Annotated in this window: 15 protein-coding genes and 1 pseudogene; 12 read left to right on the top strand and 4 right to left on the bottom strand. The window is 73.5% G+C overall.

The genetic code is table 11. The annotated features are described in order from the left end of the window. Positions 1–4: 4 nt before the first annotated feature. Together ACFZCY_RS22700 and ACFZCY_RS22705 are read right to left on the bottom strand one after the other, a co-directional pair. A complete protein-coding gene (locus ACFZCY_RS22700) occupies positions 5–412 on the bottom strand; it encodes a hypothetical protein (RefSeq protein WP_391176053.1) in 408 nt (135 codons plus the stop codon). Positions 413–520: 108 nt separating this feature from the next. After that, on the bottom strand, positions 521–1,045 hold the full coding sequence (locus ACFZCY_RS22705; RefSeq protein WP_391176055.1) for a hypothetical protein: 525 nt from the start codon (positions 1,043–1,045) through the stop codon (positions 521–523). Positions 1,046–1,189: 144 nt separating this feature from the next. On the opposite strand from ACFZCY_RS22705, the gene ACFZCY_RS22710 reads away from it, so the two are divergent. From ACFZCY_RS22710 to argF, 12 genes are all read left to right on the top strand, one after another. Beyond that, positions 1,190–2,326 (top strand): AAA family ATPase, encoded by a 1,137-nt coding sequence (locus ACFZCY_RS22710; protein ID WP_391176058.1) that lies wholly within the window; start codon positions 1,190–1,192, stop codon positions 2,324–2,326. Positions 2,327–2,393: 67 nt separating this feature from the next. Next, on the top strand, positions 2,394–2,732 hold the full coding sequence (locus tag ACFZCY_RS22715) for a MazG-like family protein (protein WP_391177195.1): 339 nt from the start codon (positions 2,394–2,396) through the stop codon (positions 2,730–2,732). A 132-nt stretch (positions 2,733–2,864) separates the two neighbouring features. Next, positions 2,865–3,350 carry a DUF6099 family protein gene (locus ACFZCY_RS22720; RefSeq protein ID WP_055549708.1) on the top strand — a complete coding sequence of 162 codons (486 nt, stop codon included), beginning with the start codon at positions 2,865–2,867 and terminating at the stop codon, positions 3,348–3,350. Positions 3,351–3,368: 18 nt separating this feature from the next. Further along, entirely contained in the window at positions 3,369–4,292 is a 924-nt protein-coding gene (locus ACFZCY_RS22725; RefSeq protein ID WP_391176062.1) for a TIGR03560 family F420-dependent LLM class oxidoreductase, read from the top strand. A gap of 118 nt (positions 4,293–4,410) precedes the next feature. After that, positions 4,411–5,328 (top strand): homocysteine S-methyltransferase, encoded by a 918-nt coding sequence (gene mmuM / locus ACFZCY_RS22730; protein ID WP_391176065.1) that lies wholly within the window; start codon positions 4,411–4,413, stop codon positions 5,326–5,328. A gap of 34 nt (positions 5,329–5,362) precedes the next feature. Beyond that, positions 5,363–6,955, top strand: coding sequence for a 3' terminal RNA ribose 2'-O-methyltransferase Hen1 (locus tag ACFZCY_RS22735; protein ID WP_391176069.1), 1,593 nt, complete (start codon positions 5,363–5,365; stop codon positions 6,953–6,955). Next, positions 6,952–9,555: a polynucleotide kinase-phosphatase gene (locus tag ACFZCY_RS22740; protein WP_391176072.1), complete on the top strand. Its 2,604-nt coding sequence runs from the start codon at positions 6,952–6,954 to the stop codon at positions 9,553–9,555. Before ACFZCY_RS22735 ends, ACFZCY_RS22740 begins: the two co-directional genes overlap by 4 nt. 379 nt (positions 9,556–9,934) lie before the next feature. Then, positions 9,935–10,654 (top strand): helix-turn-helix domain-containing protein, encoded by a 720-nt coding sequence (locus ACFZCY_RS22745; RefSeq protein ID WP_391176075.1) that lies wholly within the window; start codon positions 9,935–9,937, stop codon positions 10,652–10,654. Positions 10,655–10,921: 267 nt separating this feature from the next. Further along, positions 10,922–13,051 (top strand): hypothetical protein, encoded by a 2,130-nt coding sequence (locus ACFZCY_RS22750; RefSeq protein ID WP_391176078.1) that lies wholly within the window; start codon positions 10,922–10,924, stop codon positions 13,049–13,051. A 14-nt stretch (positions 13,052–13,065) separates the two neighbouring features. Then, positions 13,066–13,872, top strand: coding sequence for a hypothetical protein (locus ACFZCY_RS22755; protein ID WP_391176081.1), 807 nt, complete (start codon positions 13,066–13,068; stop codon positions 13,870–13,872). Between the two features lie 96 nt (positions 13,873–13,968). Then, complete coding sequence (locus tag ACFZCY_RS22760; RefSeq protein ID WP_391176083.1) at positions 13,969–15,198, top strand: arginine deiminase; 1,230 nt, start codon at positions 13,969–13,971, stop codon at positions 15,196–15,198. A gap of 155 nt (positions 15,199–15,353) precedes the next feature. Next, positions 15,354–16,358 carry an ornithine carbamoyltransferase gene (argF, locus tag ACFZCY_RS22765; protein WP_391176086.1) on the top strand — a complete coding sequence of 335 codons (1,005 nt, stop codon included), beginning with the start codon at positions 15,354–15,356 and terminating at the stop codon, positions 16,356–16,358. 83 nt (positions 16,359–16,441) lie between these two features. On the opposite strand, the pseudogene ACFZCY_RS22770 reads toward argF, so the two are convergent. After that, positions 16,442–16,645: pseudogene (locus tag ACFZCY_RS22770) on the bottom strand (hypothetical protein); the annotation flags it as partial. 104 nt (positions 16,646–16,749) lie between these two features. Next, complete coding sequence (locus ACFZCY_RS22775) at positions 16,750–17,307, bottom strand: ATP-binding protein (RefSeq protein WP_391176090.1); 558 nt, start codon at positions 17,305–17,307, stop codon at positions 16,750–16,752. Between the last annotated feature and the right edge of the window lie 127 nt (positions 17,308–17,434).

Genomic DNA, 17,434 nt, shown 5'->3' on the forward strand with positions numbered 1-17,434 from the left:
GGCGTCACTCGCCGATCGGCGACTCCGCGACGCAGCCACCGGCGTTGATCAGGCTTTCGCCCTTCTCCTCGGCGATGACCTTGCCCTTGTGCAGGATCTTGCAGCTCACCGTGGAGTCGGTGGAGACCGGCATCACCGACGACGGCATGATGCCCCGCAGCGTCACCGTCTTCTTCCAGGGCAGCGCGGGCTTCTTCACCGTCGCCGTTTTGGGGTTCATGGCCTTGCCGCCGCCCCCGTTGAACTCGATCGAGTCCACGTCCTTCCCCGTCACCTCGTAGGTGACCTCGTACGTCTGGTCCACCACCTTGTCGACGGTGTCGACGGCCTTCTCCTCCGTACAGGCGGAGAGGCCGAGCACGAGGCCGGTGAGGGCCACGGACAGGGCAGTGGTACGTATGGTGCGATTCATGCGGGATCCCCCCGGATCACATAAAGCAGACGCTGCAGCTCACCGTAAATAGACGGTCAAGTCAAGTACAAGGTTGTGCTGTTGGGGCCTACGGCCGGCGGCCCTCGTCTACGGCTCCTGCAGGGACTTCTTCGCGGTGTCGACGAAGTCCGCGAGGGCGGCCCAGAACGGGCTGTAGGCGTCGTTGAAGCGCCGTATCGCCTCGGGGTCGTCCGCGGCCATGGCCTCCAGTGAGCGGTGGAACCGGCCGGTCGACTTCTGGAGCTTGTGGGCCGCCTCGCCCGCGGCGGCGGGGCCCTCCAGTTCGACCACCCGCGCACACTGCCGCAGCTTCCCGTAGTGGTCGCGCTCGCGCTCCAGCGTTTCGTCGAGCAGGGCGGGGCGGTTCCGGAATTCGCCGCTCCGCTGGGCCGCGGAGATCTCCCAGTAGAAGTCGCCCATGCGGTGAATCTGCTCGATCAGTTCGAGGTACGCGGTGCGCCTGCTGTCGCGCAGCCGCTCCATCTGCTGGGCGCGGGCCGCGGTGTCGGCCTGGATCTGGGCGGCGCGGGTGTTGCCGCGGCTGGTGACCCAGCTGGCCAGGACGGCGGTGCCGCCGGTGAGGGCCGCGATCCAGAAGGTGCTGTCAGCCAACACGGCCGCCCCCCACCGCTGCCCCGTTCATGTCGCCCCCGCTTCCCCATCGGTCATCTTCGGCCACGGTCACCATCCCCCGATGGTAGGAAGATACGGAAGGAGTAACGGTTCGGCGGTATGCGCCACAGATATGTTCCGGGCATGAGCGCATCCGGGCTGCGGCCCGCCGTGACCGAGTTGAGGCTGTCCGCCTTCAAGTCCCATCGACGTGCGGTCTTTTCCCTGGGGCCGCTGACTCTCTTCGCCGGGCCGAGCGGAAGCGGTAAGTCGGGCGTGCTGGAGGCGTACGGGGCGCTCGCGCGCCTGGCGGGCGGCGCCCGGCTCGCGGAGGTGTTCCGCGAGCCGGCGTCGTACATCCCGCGCCGGGCACGGCCGGACCGGCAGGGGCGGCGCGGCTTTCGGATCGGGTGCACCGTGGACGGCCCGGTGGGGCCGGTGAAGCTCGATGTCGCCGTACAGGCCGAGCCCGAACTGCGCATCGTGGGGGAGCGGTTGACGGGGGCGGGGGAGACGCTGCTGGAGACCGCGCTGCGCGACCCGGGGCGGCGCTGCGTGCAGGCAGCCTGGCATACGGCGGGGGCGGTCGCGGTCACCCGGGCTCCGCTGCCCGACGACCGGCTGGCGACCTCGGTGCTGCCGCTGCGGGTGGCGGGCATCACCGAGGGGCAGCGGCTGGCGCTGGCCGCCGCCGAGCAGGTGGTGATCGCGCTGCGCTCGGTGTTCCCGTGCGATCCGCGGCCGGATCGGATGCGGGCGCCGGCCGCGCCGCGCGACGGGCGGCTGCGCGGGGGCTGCGAGAACCTGGCGGCGGTGCTGCGGCGCACCAGCCGGGAATGCGGCTCCCGGCACGCGGCGCTGGTGGCGGCGGTGCGGGCGGGGTGCGCGGGGCCGGTGGAGGGGCTGGTGACCGAGGGCGCCGGGGGCGGCGGGGTGCGGGCCCTGGTGGAGCAGGGGGAGCTGGGCGCGATGCCCGTGGAGCGGCTGGGCGACGGGGAGCTGCGCTATCTGGCGCTCGCGCTGGTGCTGCTGACCGGGCCGGGGGTGCTGGCGATGGACCCGGCCGCGGACGTCCTGCCCGCGCGGCAGGTGCTGACGGTGCTGGCGGACGGTTTCGACCGGTGCCTGGACCGGCGGCAGGCGCGGGAACTGCTGGGGGTGGCGGTCCGGATGTGCGCACGGGGGCACATCCGGCTGGTGGGGACGGTGGGGGACGTGACGGGGGCGGTCGGGGACGCCCCCGTCACGGTGGTAAACCTGGAGCGTGAGCGAGTCTCTTGAACCCGAGTCCGGTGCGCCTTCCGCCGCGTGTCCCGCCGCTGGTGAGCGACGGTCCGACGACCTCGATGTGGCGGGCCTGCAGCGCAGGCTGGCGGCCTTCGCGGCGGTGCGCGACTGGCAGCAATACCACACCCCGAAGAACCTGGCGGCGGCGCTGAGCGTCGAGGCGTCGGAGCTGGTGGAGATCTTCCAGTGGCTGACGCCGGAGGAGTCGGCGCGGGTGATGGAGGAGCCGGGGAAGGCGGCCCGGGTCGAGGACGAGGTCGCCGACGTGCTGGCGTATCTGCTCCAGTTCTGCGAAGTGCTGGGGATCGACGCGCTCGCCGCGCTGGCCGCGAAGATCGACCGCAACGAGGGCCGGTTCCCGATCGCGGCACCTGGAAGCCCCGTTCGTCACTCTCAGTAGTGATGAAGTTATCCATAACGCAACTGTTGTCAACAGATTCCTGAATTCCCCTAGCTTTTCGGCCTGTTAGTCATCACTCTGGGTAGTGGAGGAGTGACGGGTGCGGAAAGTCCGTTGAGAGGGGTTCGGGGCATGGACGCGATGCGGCTGATCGGTGTCACCCGGCACGCCCTGGCGAAGGCCGGGGGCGTGCACGACATCGTGGCCGAGGCCTGGCAGGTCCAGGCGCTGGCGGAAGCGGTCGGCGGATACTTCATGGTGAGCGGCCCGGCGGCGGCGCGAGCGGAGGCGCGCGGCCTGTGCGAGGCGGGTGGCAGGGCGCGCGGGGCGCTGTTCCACCCGGCGCTGCACCATCCCGCGCTGCGCGGCGCGGGGTTACGGGCGGCTCAGATGTCGGAGGTGCGGGATCCCAGAGGCGTGCTGCTGGCGCTGGGGGATCTGCTCGCGGAGGCGGGATTCGCGCTGGTGGGCGTCGCCTCCAGCACGGAGGAGGAGGCGCTGTACTGGCAGTGCGTGGAGGCGATCGACGCGGCGGACGAGGCCAGGGACCGGGTCCACGGGATGCTGAGGCACCTCACGGAGCTGGAGTGGGGTGGGGAGTGGGGTGGTGCGGCATGAGAAGGCAGGATGGGGGCCATGGATCTCCGCATTTTCACCGAGCCCCAGCAGGGGGCGACCTACGACACTCTGCTGTCCGTCGCGAAGGCCACCGAAGACCTCGGCTTCGACGCCTTCTTCCGTTCGGACCACTATCTGCACATGGGGGATGTCGACGGGCTGCCGGGTCCGACCGACGCGTGGCTCACCCTGGCCGGGCTGGCCCGCGAGACCAAGCGGATCCGGCTGGGCACCCTGATGACCGCCGCCACCTTCCGGCTGCCGGGTGTCCTCGCGATCCAGGTCGCGCAGGTCGACCAGATGTCGGGTGGACGAGTCGAGCTGGGCCTGGGCGCCGGCTGGTACGAGGAGGAGCACACCGCGTACGGCATCCCCTTCCCGAAGCAGAAGTTCGCGCGGCTGGAGGAGCAGCTGGCCATCGTCACCGGCCTGTGGAAGACGCCGGCCGGCGAGACCTTCAGCCATGACGGTGCGCACTACCAGCTCACCGACTCGCCCGCGCTGCCCAAGCCCGCCCAGGACCGGGTGCCGGTGCTGGTCGGCGGCCAGGGGCCGACCCGCACCCCGCGGCTGGCCGCGCGGTTCGCGGACGAGTTCAACATGCCGTTCGCTTCGGTCGAGGACAGCCAGGCCCAGTTCGGCCGGGTGCGGGCGGCCGCCGAGGCGGCCGGGCGCAAGGGCGACGACCTGGTGTACTCCAACGCGCTGGTGGCCTGTGTGGGCAAGGACGACGCCGAGGTCGCCCGGCGGGCCGCGAAGATCGGCCGCGAGGTCCCGGAGCTGAAGGAGAACGGGCTGGCGGGCTCCCCGGCCGAGGTCGTCGAGAAGATCGGCCGCTATGCGGAGGCCGGGGCGTCCCGGGTCTACCTCCAGATTCTGGACCTCGACGACCTCGATCACCTCGAGCTGATTTCATCCCAGGTCCAGGCCCAGCTGGGCTGACCGCCGGCCGGCCGGTCCCACCGGCCACCGGCCCGACCGACCCGCCGACCCGCCGGCCCGCCCCGGCCGCCGGGCCGACCGAGCCATGTGGCTCACCGAACCACCAGGAGTACCCGTGATGTCCGTCCCGCCCACGCCACTGGCCACCGCTCTGGAAGGCGCGCCGCTCGTCCTCGACGGCGGGCTGTCCAACCAGCTGGAGGCACAGGGCTGCGACCTGTCCGACGAGCTGTGGTCGGCCCGGCTGCTCGCCGACGACCCGGGGCAGATCGAGGCGGCGCACGCCGCGTATGCGCGGGCGGGCGCACGGGTGCTCATCACCAGCAGCTACCAGGCCACCTACGAGGGCTTCGCCCGCCGGGGCGTGGCGCGCGATGACGCCACGGCGCTGCTGGGCCGCAGCGTCGAGCTGGCGCGCGGCGCGGCCGGGCAGGCGGCCGACCCGGCCGCCCCGGTGTGGGTGGCGGCCTCCGTCGGGCCCTACGGGGCGATGCTGGCCGACGGCAGCGAGTACCGGGGGCGGTACGGGCTGAGCGTGGCCGAGCTGGAGCGGTTCCACCGGCCGCGGATCGAGGCCCTGGTGGCGGCCGGGCCCGATGTGCTCGCCCTGGAGACGGTGCCGGACGCCGACGAGGCGGCGGCCATGCTGCGGGCCGTCGAGGGCTGCGGGGTGCCCGTCTGGCTGTCGTACAGCATCGCGGGCGAGACCACCCGGGCCGGACAGCCGCTCCGGGAGGCGTTCGCCCTCGCCGCCGGGAACGAGCAGGTGATCGCCGTCGGCGTCAACTGCTGCGAGCCGGGCGACGCGGACCGGGCCGTGGAGATCGCGGCCGAGGCCACCGGAAAGCCGGTGGTGGTGTATCCGAACAGCGGAGAGGAGTGGGACGCGGCGGCCCGGAGCTGGCGCGGGCGGTCGACCTTCGACCCGGCGCGGGTGAAGGCGTGGCGGGATGCCGGTGCGCGGCTCATCGGCGGCTGCTGCCGGGTGGGGCCGGATCGGATCGCCGAGCTGGCGGGCGTTGTGGGAAACCATTAGGTGAGGGGGCGTTCACCCGGCGATACTCGGACGGGTGTTCTTGACGATTACCACCACCGGCACCAGCGAGCGCCCCGCGACCGACCTGGGATTTCTGCTGCACAAGCACCCCGACAAGGCGCAGCGGTTCTCGACCTCCCACGGCACCGCGCATCTCCTCTACCCCGAGGCGGACGCCGAGCGCTGCACGGCGGCGCTGCTGCTGGAGGTCGACCCCGTCGCGCTGGTGCGGCGGGGCCGGGGCAAGGGGCGGGGCGGCGCGCCCGACTCCGCGCTCGCCCAGTACGTCAACGACCGTCCGTACGCGGCCTCCTCGCTGCTGGCCGTCGCGCTGAGCACCGTCTTCTCCAGCGCCCTGAGGGGACAGTGCAAGGCGCGGCCCGAGCTGCCGGAGCGGCCGCTGCCCCTGCGGATCGAGGTGCCCGCCCTGCCCGCGCGCGGCGGCGCCGCCCTGGTCGAGCGGCTCTTCGCGCCGCTGGGCTGGGCGGTGACGGCCGAGCCGGTGCCGCTGGACGAGCGGTTCCCGCAGTGGGGCGACTCGCGGTACGTACGGCTGGTGCTGGAGGGCGAGCTGCGGCTCGCCGACGCGCTGCGCCATCTGTATGTGCTGCTGCCGGTGCTGGACGACGCCAAGCACTACTGGGTCGCCCCGGACGAGGTGGACAAGCTGCTGCGGTCCGGCGAGGGCTGGCTGGAGCACCACCCCGAGCAGCGGCTGATCACCAACCGCTATCTGGCCCGCCGCTGGTCGCTGACCCGCAGCGCGATGGAGCGGCTGGAGCTGGCGCGGCTCGCGGAGACGGACGACGCCGAGGTGGAGGAGATCGACAACGCGGTGGAGGAGCCCGCCGCCGAGTACGAGGCCGAGCGCGCCGAGCAGGAAGGACAGCCGGAGCAGGCGGAGCAGGCGGAGCAGGCAGAGCGAGGGGAGCGAGGGGGAGTGGAGCCGGAGGGGGAGAGCGCACCGCGGCCCGTGCCGCTGGCCGTGCGGCGGCGCGAGGCGATCCTCGACGCCCTGCGGGGCGCCGGGGCGTCCCGGGTGCTGGATCTCGGCTGCGGCCAGGGCCAGTTGCTGGGCGAGCTGCTCAAGGACGCGCGGTTCACCGAGATCGTCGGTGTCGATGTGTCGATACGCGCGCTGAACGAGGCGGCGCGGCGGCTGCGCCTGGACCGGATGCCCGAGCGGCAGTCGGCGCGGCTCAAGCTGACGCAGGGCTCGCTCGCGTACACCGACTCCCGGCTGACCGGCTATGACGCGGCGGTGCTCAGCGAGGTGATCGAGCACGTGGATCCGTCCCGGCTGCCCGCCCTGGAGTACGCGGTGTTCGGCGCTGCCCGGCCCACGGCCGTCGTGGTGACCACGCCCAACGTCGAGTACAACGTGCGCTGGGAGTCCCTGCCCGCCGGGCAGGTCCGCCACCCCGACCACCGCTTCGAGTGGACGCGCGAGGAGTTCCGCGACTGGGCGCGGGGAGTCGCCGAACGGCACGGCTATGCCGTGGAGTTCCGCCCCGTCGGCCCCGAGGACCCCGAGGTCGGCCCGCCGACCCAGCTCGCGCTCTTCCGGCAGGACGGCGGCGAAACCGGCACCACCACGACCACGACACCGAAGGAGGCCGCCGCATGACCGACACCATGACACTCGACAGGCGCAGCCTCGGCGTGCCCGACCTGTCCCTCGTGGTCCTCGTCGGCACCACCGGCTCGGGCAAGTCCACCTTCGCCCGGCGCCACTTCCTGCCCACCCAGATCGTCTCCTCCGACGTCTGCCGGGGCCTGGTCTCCGACGACGAGAACGACCAGAGCGCCACGTCGGACGCCTTCGACCTGCTCCACTACATCGCGGGCAAGCGGCTGGCGGCCGGGCGGCTGACCGTGGTCGACGCGACCAACGTCCAGCCCGAGGCCCGCCGCGCCCTGATCCAGCTGGCCCGCGAGCACGACGTCCTCCCGGTCGCGATCGTCCTCGACATCCCCGAGGCCGAATGCGCGCGGCGCAACGCGGCCCGCCCCGACCGGGCCGATATGCCCTCCCACGTCATCCCGCGCCAGCGCCGCGAGCTGCGCCGCTCCCTGAGGTCCCTGGAGCGCGAGGGATTCCGCAAGGTGCACATCCTGCGCGGTGCCGAGCAGGTCGAGGCCGCCGAGGTCGTCACCGAGCGCCGCTACAACGATCTGCGCCACCTCACCGGCCCGTTCGACATCATCGGCGACATCCACGGCTGCCGCTCCGAGCTGGAGACCCTGTTGGGCAAGCTCGGATACGCGCTGCGCCCCGACGACCGGGGCCGCCCGGTCGACGCCGTCCACCCCGAGGGGCGCACCGCCGTCTTCGTCGGCGACCTCGTCGACCGCGGGCCGGACAGCCCCGGGGTGCTGCGCCTGGTGATGGGCATGGTCGCCTCCGGGGCGGCCCTGTGCGTGCCCGGCAACCACGAGAACAAGCTCGCCCGCTACCTCAAGGGCCGCAAGGTCCGGGTCGCCCACGGTCTCGCCGAGACGGTCGAGCAGCTGGACCGCGAGCACGCCGCGGACCCGGAGTTCGCCGACCGGGCGCGAGACTTCATCGAGTCGCTGGTCAGCCACTATGTGCTGGACGGCGGGGCGCTGGTGGTCTGCCACGCCGGGCTGCCCGAGAAGTACCACGGCCGTACGTCGGGCCGGGTGCGGTCGCACGCGCTGTACGGGGAGACGACCGGTGAGACCGATGAGTTCGGGCTGCCGGTGCGCTACCCATGGGCCGAGGACTACCGGGGCCGCGCCGCCGTCGTCTACGGCCACACGCCCACCCCCAGGGCGTCCTGGCTGAACAACACCCTCTGCCTGGACACCGGTTGTGTCTTCGGCGGCCGGATGACCGCGCTGCGCTGGCCGGAGCGCGAGATCGTGGACGTCCCGGCCGAGCGCGTCTGGTACGAGCCGGTCAAGCCCCTGGGCAACGAGGCCCCGGGCGGCACCGACGGCCGTCCGCTCGACCTCGCCGATGTGCGCGGCCGCCGCATCGTCGAGACCCGGCACATGGGCCGGATCGCGGTCAAGGAGGAGAACGCGGCGGCGGCCCTGGAGGTCATGAGCCGCTTCGCCGTCGACCCGCGGCTGCTCGCCTACCTCCCGCCCACCATGGCGCCCGCCGCCACCTCCGCGGAGGACGGGTACCTGGAGCACCCGGCCGAGGCGTTCGCCGCCTACCGCGCGGACGGGGTGCGCCAGGTGATCTGCGAGGAGAAGCACATGGGCTCCCGGGCGGTGGCGCTGGTCTGCCGCGACGAGGAGGTGGCGAAGGAGCGCTTCGGGGCGCCCGAGGGCGTATCCGGCATGGTGTACACCCGCACCGGGCGGCCGTTCTTCGACGATCCGCGGCTGGCCGAGTCCGTCCTCGGCGGGGTGCGCGGCGGCATCGAGGGCGCCGGTCTGTGGCAGGAGCTGGAGACCGACTGGCTGCTGCTGGACGCCGAGCTGATGCCGTGGTCCCTCAAGGCCGCGGGGCTGCTGCGCAACCAGTACGCGGCGGTGGGCGCGGCCTCGGGGGCCGTCTTCCCGGGGGTGCTCTCGGCGCTGGAGGGCGCGGCGGCGCGTGGCGTCGAGGTGTCCGCGCTCCTCGACAAGCAGCGCGGGCGGGCCGTGGACGCGGCCGCGTTCACCGAGGCGTACCGGCGCTACTGCTGGCCGGTCGACGGGCTGAACGGCATACGGATGGCGCCGTTCCAGATCCTGGCCGCCCAGGGCCGCAGCCTCGCCGCGCTCCCGCACGACCGGCAGCTCGCCCTGATCGACCGCATGATCGAGGCGGAGAAGCCGGACCCGGACGGCGGCCCCCTGCTGGCCCCCACCCGCCGCCTGGTCGTCGACACCGAGGACGACGCGTCGGTGGCCGAGGGGATCGCCTGGTGGCTGGAGCTGACAGAGGCGGGCGGCGAGGGCATGGTCGTCAAACCGCTCCAGGGCTTCGTCCGCAAGGGCGACGGCCGGCTGGTCCAGCCGGGCGTCAAATGCCGGGGCCGGGAGTATCTGCGGATCGTCTACGGCCCGGAGTACACCCGACCGGAGAACCTGGACCGGCTGCGTCAGCGCCACCTCGGCCACAAGCGCTCGCTCGCCCTGCGGGAGTACGCCCTGGGGCTGGAGGCGCTGGACCGGCTGGCGGACGGCGAGCCGCTGTGGCGGGTGCACGAGGCGGTGTTCGCGGTGCTGGCCCTGGAGTCGGAGCCGGTGGACCCACGGCTGTAGCGGAGGGCCGGGGGCTGTCCCTCGGCTCGGGCGTGCTGATGATGTCCCGGCAGGGTGGCTCGGCCCTGGGAGTGGCGGCCCTGGTCATGATCACCGGCGGTGCCGCCCGGCCGGACACGGGGACGCTGCGCGGGGGCTGGGCCTTCGCCGCGGTGACCGCAGCGCTCGCCGCCCTCGCGGCGACGGCCCTTCGCGGAGGCGCCGGCTCCGACGGACGGGCGGGGGATTGCAGAGGTGTTCGAACGGATTCCGCCGCAGGTCCGTCCGTGGACACCGGTTCCGGCCGCCCCATTGACGTGCCCGTGCCACCTGCCTAGCGTGCTCGTCATCCCATCGGTTCTCCGCAACCTGACGAGCCACCAGCGAAGCGGGAGGGCGGATGAGTCTCTTCGAGGACGGCCGGCCCTTTCTGCACGCGCTTCCCGCCGATGACCGGCGCGCGCTGCTCGCGCTCGGCAGCCCGCGGACGTACGACCCCTCCGAGGTCATCCTGCGCGAGCACGACCGCACCACCTTCGTCGTCGCGATCGTCTCCGGCTGGGCCACCGTCTCCGTGGAGACCGAGCGCGGGGTGCGGCTGATCCTGGCGCTGCGCGGCGCGGGCGAGGTGGTGGGGGACCAGGCCGCGGTGGACCACGGCTCGCGCAGCGCCACCGTCACCGCGCTCGGCCGGATGGAGGCGGTCGTGGTCTCCGGTGACCGGTTCCGCGCCTATCTGGCCGCGCGGCCGGTCGCCACCGTATTGATCATGCGCCAGTTCAGCTCCCGGCTGCGCAGCTCCGACGGTGAACGGCGCTCCCTCGCCTCCGAGAAGGTGCTCCAGCGGCTGGCCGCCCGGCTGGTCGAGATCGCCGAACGCACCGGGCACACCGGTCCCGGCGGGGCCATCGCGGTCGATCTGCCGCTGCCGCAGCACGACATCGCGGCCGCCGTGGGCTCGACCCGGGAGGCCGTCGCCAAGGCGCTGCGGCTGCTGCGCGACCAGGGCGTCGTACGGACCGCCTCGCGCCGCTTCGAGGTGCGGGACATCGGGCTGCTGCGGTTGCTGGCCGAGGGGCGTGCGACGGGGGAGCACATCCCGGCGCGCCCCTGCGAATGAGCGCGGGCGCACACGCCCCGCGAATGCGCGCGACTGTGTAAACGGCTACAGCCCCCGCCCCGCGCCCGGCCCACTCTGGTGGAGGCACAGGCGAACGGGACCGTGTGCGACGGGGGTGCACACGGCCCAGTGCCTGGCACCGGAGAAGGGCGGCGGGGCGGATCGGGGGAGAGGCTTCGCCGCCCGCTTCCGGGCCTCCCTCCAAGGACGCCACCCCCGCGGACGTACGAGGACCCACGGGGACCACGGCATGAAGGACGGCGGGCGATGAGCGGACCGGACGACATCGGCATCCCGGCGGAACCGGGCCCGCGGCGGCTGGACATCCCGAGGGGCGGCCCGCTGGACGGCGCGGGCGAGGCGGGCGGCGCCCGCACGGCGCGCGAGGCGCGCGCGCATCTGCGCCTCACCGACTGCCCACCGCGTCCGCCGGGCGGGGAGGAGCACCGTCCGCTGCCCGAAGGGCCGGTCGCCCGCGAGGAGCTGGCGCGGCTGCGCCGGGTCTACCGGCCCGTCCCCGGCTACGCCGCGATGCGGGAGCGGCTGCGCCACACCCACCTCCTCGCCCTGTGCGGCGAACCCGGCACCGGCCGCGCCTGGACCGGTCTCGCGCTCCTGGCCGGCCTGACCGAAGGAGACGGCCTGACCGAAGGAGACGGCCTGACCGAGGGCGACGGCTCGGCTGAAGGAGACCGCCCGGCCGAGGGAGACGGCCCGGCCGCGGCGGCGGGCGGTGACGTGATCCGGCTCGGGCCCGGCGCCGCCCCCACCGCGCAGCGGACCGAGCGCGGCCACGGCTACCTCCTCGAACTCCCCGCCGACGACACCGACCCCGGCCCCCTCCTGGACCGGCTGCGCGCCCACTTCGCCGAGCGCGAGGCGTTCGGCGTCGTCCTGGTCGCGGACGGCCCGGCCGCCGACCGGCTGCTGAGCGCCCGCCGCCACGCCGTACCGTACGAACCCCCGGCCGCCGCCGAGGTGCTGGACCATCAGCTGTCCGACCTGCTCGCGGACAAGCCCGCCGAGCTGCTGGACCTCGCCCGCGCCACCGCCGCCCGCCCCGATGTGGCCGACGCGCTCGGCCTGGACGAGCCGCGCCCCGGCGAGGCCGCCCGGCTCGCCCGGCACCTCGCCGCCCACGCCGAGGGCCGGCTGTCCGACGAAGGGCTGCGGGAGCGCTGCCGGGCCTTCGCCCCGGACCAGGCCCGCGCGTGGTTCGACGGCGCGGGCCGCCCCGGCACTCTGCCCGCCGCGCTGCCCGCCCTGCGTACGGCGGCGCTGCGGATCGCGCTCGCCGTCTTCAACGGCTCCGCGCACAGCCTCACCGCCGAGGCCGCCGAGCTGCTGACCTGGGAGCTGGCCGTCACGCTCGACCCGCAGTACGCGCCCGGGCGCCAGCTGTTCGCCGCCCGTCCCGGCGCGGGGCTCGCCGCGGCGCGCGCGGTGTGCGGCGACGGCGTGGAGGACCTGGGCGACGCGTCGGTCCCGGTCCGCGCCGTCCGGTTCCAGGGGCGGCGGCTGGCGTCCGCGGTGCTGTACGAGGCGTGGGACGGCCACCACAACGTCCGCGGCCCGATGGCCCGCTGGCTGCGCGCCCTGTGCGACGATCCGCGCCCCCAGGTGTGGGTGCGCGCGGCGGTCGCCGCGGGCGTGCTCTGCGCCCGCGACTATCTGTACGGCTTCGTCGAACTGCTGCTGCCGCTGGCCCGCGCCGACAGCCCGGTGCAGCGGATGGCGGCGGCCACCGCGCTCGCCGAGGCGGCCCGCGACGAGGGCGTACGGCCCGCCGTGGACGGACTGCTGCGCGGCTGGGCGCTCGGCGACGACGAGCGCGAGCGCGAGACGGCGGTCCTCGCCCATGGCTACGGCCTCGCGGCGGGCTCCGTCCGGGCGTCCCTGGAGGAGCTGGCCCGGCTGGCGTACGAGGACGACGGCCGGATCACCTCGTACAGCGTGCTGCGGCTGCTGGCCGGGACGGAACCGGAGGCCGTGCTCGCCGGGCTCACCCACTGGCTGCACGACACCCGGCGGCCGCGCCGGGACCTGGCGCTGCTGACGGTGCTGCGCGCCGTCACCACCCGGACCTCCCATCTGTGGGGGCTGGGCGAGGTGCCGGAGCTGGAGCCGTACGCCGCCTGGCCGCTGGCCACCGCCCTGCTGGCGGCCCGCCCGGGCAGCGCACCGCAGCTCGCCGAACTGCTGCGGGCCGCCCTGACCTGGGCCCGGTCGGCGGCCGCGGCCGAAGACGCGCTGGTCGGCTGGATCCGGCGGGCCGCCCGCGACGACCGCCAGCTGGCGGTGTTGTACGGCTTCCTGCCCCGGCTGGCGCACGACGGTGACGAACCGCTCGACGTACGGGCGGCCACCCGGATCCGGGAGGTGCTGGAAGCGCTGTGAGGAGAGGGACGTCGATGGTGAAGGACACGGAGTACACCCAGGACACGGAGTATGCCCAGGACACGGAGCACGCACAGGACACATCGCATATACAGGACACGGACGGCGGCTCGTCCCGGACGCCGGTGGGCGCCGTACACACCCAGCGCGCCCTGCGCGAGGCGCTGCGCCACGGCGGCGACGCCCTCCCCGCGGCGCTGCGCGAGGCCGACGACGGGCTGCTGCTGAGCGCCCTCGACGCGGGGCTGCCCGCCGACCGGGCCACCCGCGTCGTCGTCGAGCTGGTGCGCCGCGCCCCCGAGCGCGGGCCACGGCTCGCCGACGCGGTCTGCGAGAAGGTGCTGATCGCCCACCTCTACCTCGATCAGCCGGGCGGCGGCGGCCGGCTTCGGGTGCGCAACGCGCTGATGCTGTACGAGGGCCTGGTGCGCCCGTACGCCGACCGGGGCGCCGTCCCCGAGCTGATGGCGTGCGTCCTGCCCGGGCTGTGGGCGGCGGGCGACGGCGCGGGGCGCGAGGTGGTGCGCCGTATCGTCGCCACCCGGCAGGTCACCGGCTTCGGGGAGAAGGGCTGGAAGGCGCTGTTCGGCGGGCTGGCGGAGGAGTGCCGGGAGCATGAGGGGTGCCGGGAGCGCGCGGAGGCCGACCCCCGTGGGGCCCGTCGGCCCGCCCGCCGACCCGCCACCTGGCCCGCGCGCCGCCGCGGACCCGAGGACGGCGGCGGCCGTATCGATCTGCAGCCCGGTCAGCTGTGGGTCTCGGCCCTGCTGGGCTTCCTGGCCGTGGCCCTGGTCCTGATCGTCATCCTGGCCGCGGTCTGACCGGGGCGGTCAGACCTTGGCGGTCAGGCCGGGGCCTCGGTCACGACTTGTGTCGCGAGACATCCGCGGCGGGCCCGGAACGGCGAAGATGGAATCATGGGATTCCATGTGGACTCGGAGGCCGGGCGGCTGCGCCGCGTCATTCTGCACCGTCCCGACCTGGAGCTGAAGCGGCTCACCCCCTCCAACCGGGACGCGCTCCTCTTCGACGACGTCCTGTGGGTGCGCAGGGCCCGTCAGGAGCACGACGGATTCGCGGACGTGCTGCGCGACCGGGGCGTCGAGGTCCATCTGTTCGGTGACCTGCTGGCCGAGAGCCTGGCCCTCGCCGAGCCGCGGTCCCTGGTGCTGGACCGGGTCTTCGACGAGAAGGAGTACGGCCCGCTGGCCACCGACCGGCTGCGCGCGGCCTTCGACGAGCTGACCGCCCCGGAGCTGACCGAGGCGCTGATCGGCGGCATGACGAAGCGGGAGTATCTGGCGCGGTTCCCGGAGCCGGTCTCCATCCGCTTCCACGCCATGGAGCCCGACGACTTCCTGGTGAACCCGCTGCCCAACCACCTCTTCACCCGGGACGCCTCCGCCTGGGTGTACGACGGGGTGGCCATCAACGCGATGCGCTGGCCCGCCCGCTGGCACGAGACGGTGCACTACGAGGCCGTCTACCGCCACCACCCCCTGTTCGCGGACGAGGACTTCCATGTCTGGTCGGAGGGCCAGGCCGCGTACCCCTCGACGATCGAGGGCGGCGACGTGCTGGTGCTCGGCAAGGGCGCGGTGCTGATCGGTATGAGCGAGCGGACCACCCCGCAGGCGGTGGAGATGCTGGCCCACCGGCTCTTCGAGGCCGGTTCCGCCCGTACGATCGTGGCGCTCGACATGCCCAAGGGGCGCGCCTTCATGCACCTCGACACGGTGATGACGATGGTCGACGGGGACACCTTCACCCAGTACGCGGGGCTCGGGATGCTCCGCTCGTACACCATCGAGCCGGGCGCGGGCAGCCGGGAGCTGAAGGTCACCGACCATCCGCCGGAGCATATGCACCGGGCCATAGCCGCGGCCCTCGGCCTGGACGCCATCCGGGTGCTCACCGCCACCCAGGACGTGCACGCGGCGGAGCGGGAGCAGTGGGACGACGGCTGCAATGTGCTCGCCGTCGAGCCGGGTGTGGTGGTCGCCTACGAGCGGAACGCGACGACCAACACCTTCCTCCGCAAGCGCGGTATCGAGGTCATCGACATCCCGGGCAGCGAGCTGGGCCGCGGCCGGGGCGGGCCGCGCTGTATGAGCTGCCCGGTCGAGCGGGACGCCGTGGAGTCGTAACGGCGGGGTTTACCCCCGCGCCTCCGTATATATACAGTTGCTCGTATATGCTTCCATAGATCCGGTCGCGGTGCTGTGCGCCGCGACTGCCTTGACCCGCTCGACCCGCCCGACCGCTCGACCCGCTCGACCGCCGCGATATAGGAGCCCACCCCATGGCGATTGACCTGACCGGCCGCCACTTCCTCAAGGAGCTGGACTTCACCGCGGAGGAGTTCCGGCACCTGGTCGACCTGTCGGCCGAGCTGAAGGCGGCCAAGCGCGCGGGCGCGGAGACGCGTCGGCTCCAGGGCAGGAACATCGCCCTGATCTTCGAGAAGACCTCCACCCGCACCCGCTGCGCCTTCGAGGTCGCCGCCGCCGACCAGGGCGCCTCCACCACGTACCTCGACCCGACCGGTTCGCAGATCGGGCACAAGGAATCGGTCAAGGACACGGCGCGGGTGCTCGGCCGGATGTACGACGCGATCGAGTACCGCGGACACGGCCAGGGCGTCGTCGAGGAGTTGGCCGCCCACGCCGGAGTGCCGGTCTACAACGGCCTCACCGACGAGTGGCACCCCACCCAGATGCTCGCCGACATCCTCACCATGGCCGAGCACAGCACCAAGCCGCTGGACCGGATCGCCTACGCCTACCTCGGCGACGCCCGGTACAACATGGGCAACTCCTACCTCGTCACCGGCGCCCTGCTGGGCATGGACGTCCGGATCGTCGCGCCCAAGCTGCTGTGGCCGGACAACACCATCGTGGAGCTGGCACGTCAGATGGCCAAGGCCTCCGGCGCCCGGATCACCCTCACCGAGGACGTCTCCGAGGGCGTGCGCGGCGCGGACTTCATCGCCACCGACGTCTGGGTTTCCATGGGCGAGCCCAAGGAGGTGTGGGACGAGCGGATAGCCCTGCTGGGGCCGTACGCGGTGACGATGGACGTGCTGCGCGCCACCGGCAACGACGCCGTGAAGTTCCTGCACTGCCTCCCGGCCTTCCACGACCTGGGCACCGACGTGGGCCGGGAGATCCACGAGCGGCACGGGCTGACCGAGCTGGAGGTCACCGAGGAGGTCTTCGAGTCGGAGCACTCGGTCGTCTTCGACGAGGCGGAGAACCGGATGCACACCATCAAGGCGGTGCTGGTCGCGACGCTCGGCGCTCCGTAGGGGTCGGCGGCGAGCCAGGCGGGGAGCTGATGGGGGTAGTCGGTCCGCGCCGTCTCCTCGGGGCCGTCGGGGCCGAGGGACCGGAGGACGCGGCCGTGCGCCAGGGCCTGGTTGAGGGTGTCGGCGGCCGGGCCCGTGTGGCCCCGCTCGACGAGGGTCGGCAGCGCCGCCGGTACGTCGAGCAGCGCGTCCAGCGCGGCCTGGTCGGGCTCGGCCCGGTCGGCGAGCCCCGCCGAGTCCGGCCAGACGGCCAGCCCGTCGAGGGTGTCCAGCAGGTCATGGGGCATGGTGCCGCGGTCGACCCAGCGGGTGTTGAGGAGATCCAGGCAAAGCGGCTCGCCCGTGAGCGGGCGGGGGTACCCATATCCCTTTGAAGGGTTGACCCGTCGTCCTAGGAGGAAGCCGGGGGAGTGGGGGGAAGGGTGAACCAGACGGCCTTGCCGTAGGGCGTGGGGCGGTAGCCGGTGTCCGCGCTGAGGGCGCGGATGAGCAGCAGTCCGCGTCCCTGTTCGGCGAGGGCGTCGGGTCTCTTCGGGCCCTCGGGGCGGCCCGGGCCGTCGGACTCGTGCACGTCATCGCGCACGCCGTCCCGTACGCCCTCCCGCACGTCATCGCGCACGCCGTCCCGTGCGGCCTCGCGTGTGCCGCCCGGACCGTGGACGTCCGGTCCGCCGAACCCGCCGGGCGGGGTGGGGTCCATGTCGTGCACCTCGACCTGCCAGCCGCCGGTCGGCACCAGCTCCACCACCAGCTCTATCGGCTCGTCCCCGGCCGTGTGCTGCACGGCGTTGGCGACCAGCTCGGCCGTCAGCAGCTCCGCCGTGTCGCCGTCCACGGGCGCGCCGATGTCCGCCAGCGTGTTGCGGATCAGCGCACGGGCCAGCGGCACCGCGGCCGTGGTGTGCGGCAGTGCGAAGCGCCAGGTGGCGGCGCGGGTGGGATCGGGCAACGTACTGGTCCAGTCGGTCGGCGGGGAGGAGGGACACCGCAGCCCTTGACGGTATGAAGCGGACGATAGTGCCGGAAGGGGCCATGGACCACTCTTGGGAGGACTTATGTCCTCCCCGGTCACGCAT

The sequence above is a fragment of the Streptomyces sp. NPDC007983 genome (assembly GCF_042958345.1).
Classification (GTDB): Bacteria; Actinomycetota; Actinomycetes; order Streptomycetales; family Streptomycetaceae; genus Streptomyces.

Bases quoted from the DNA above. Each gene is read 5' to 3' on its own strand.
- ACFZCY_RS22700 (WP_391176053.1), bottom strand. From the start codon at position 412: ATGAATCGCACCATACGTACCACTGCCCTGTCCGTGGCCCTCACCGGC.
- ACFZCY_RS22710 (WP_391176058.1), top strand. From the start codon at position 1,190: ATGAGCGCATCCGGGCTGCGGCCCGCCGTGACCGAGTTGAGGCTGTCC.
- ACFZCY_RS22720 (WP_055549708.1), top strand. From the start codon at position 2,865: ATGGACGCGATGCGGCTGATCGGTGTCACCCGGCACGCCCTGGCGAAG.
- ACFZCY_RS22725 (WP_391176062.1), top strand. From the start codon at position 3,369: ATGGATCTCCGCATTTTCACCGAGCCCCAGCAGGGGGCGACCTACGAC.
- mmuM (WP_391176065.1), top strand. From the start codon at position 4,411: ATGTCCGTCCCGCCCACGCCACTGGCCACCGCTCTGGAAGGCGCGCCG.
- ACFZCY_RS22740 (WP_391176072.1), top strand. From the start codon at position 6,952: ATGACCGACACCATGACACTCGACAGGCGCAGCCTCGGCGTGCCCGAC.
- ACFZCY_RS22745 (WP_391176075.1), top strand. From the start codon at position 9,935: ATGAGTCTCTTCGAGGACGGCCGGCCCTTTCTGCACGCGCTTCCCGCC.
- ACFZCY_RS22750 (WP_391176078.1), top strand. From the start codon at position 10,922: ATGAGCGGACCGGACGACATCGGCATCCCGGCGGAACCGGGCCCGCGG.
- ACFZCY_RS22755 (WP_391176081.1), top strand. From the start codon at position 13,066: ATGGTGAAGGACACGGAGTACACCCAGGACACGGAGTATGCCCAGGAC.
- ACFZCY_RS22760 (WP_391176083.1), top strand. From the start codon at position 13,969: ATGGGATTCCATGTGGACTCGGAGGCCGGGCGGCTGCGCCGCGTCATT.
- argF (WP_391176086.1), top strand. From the start codon at position 15,354: ATGGCGATTGACCTGACCGGCCGCCACTTCCTCAAGGAGCTGGACTTC.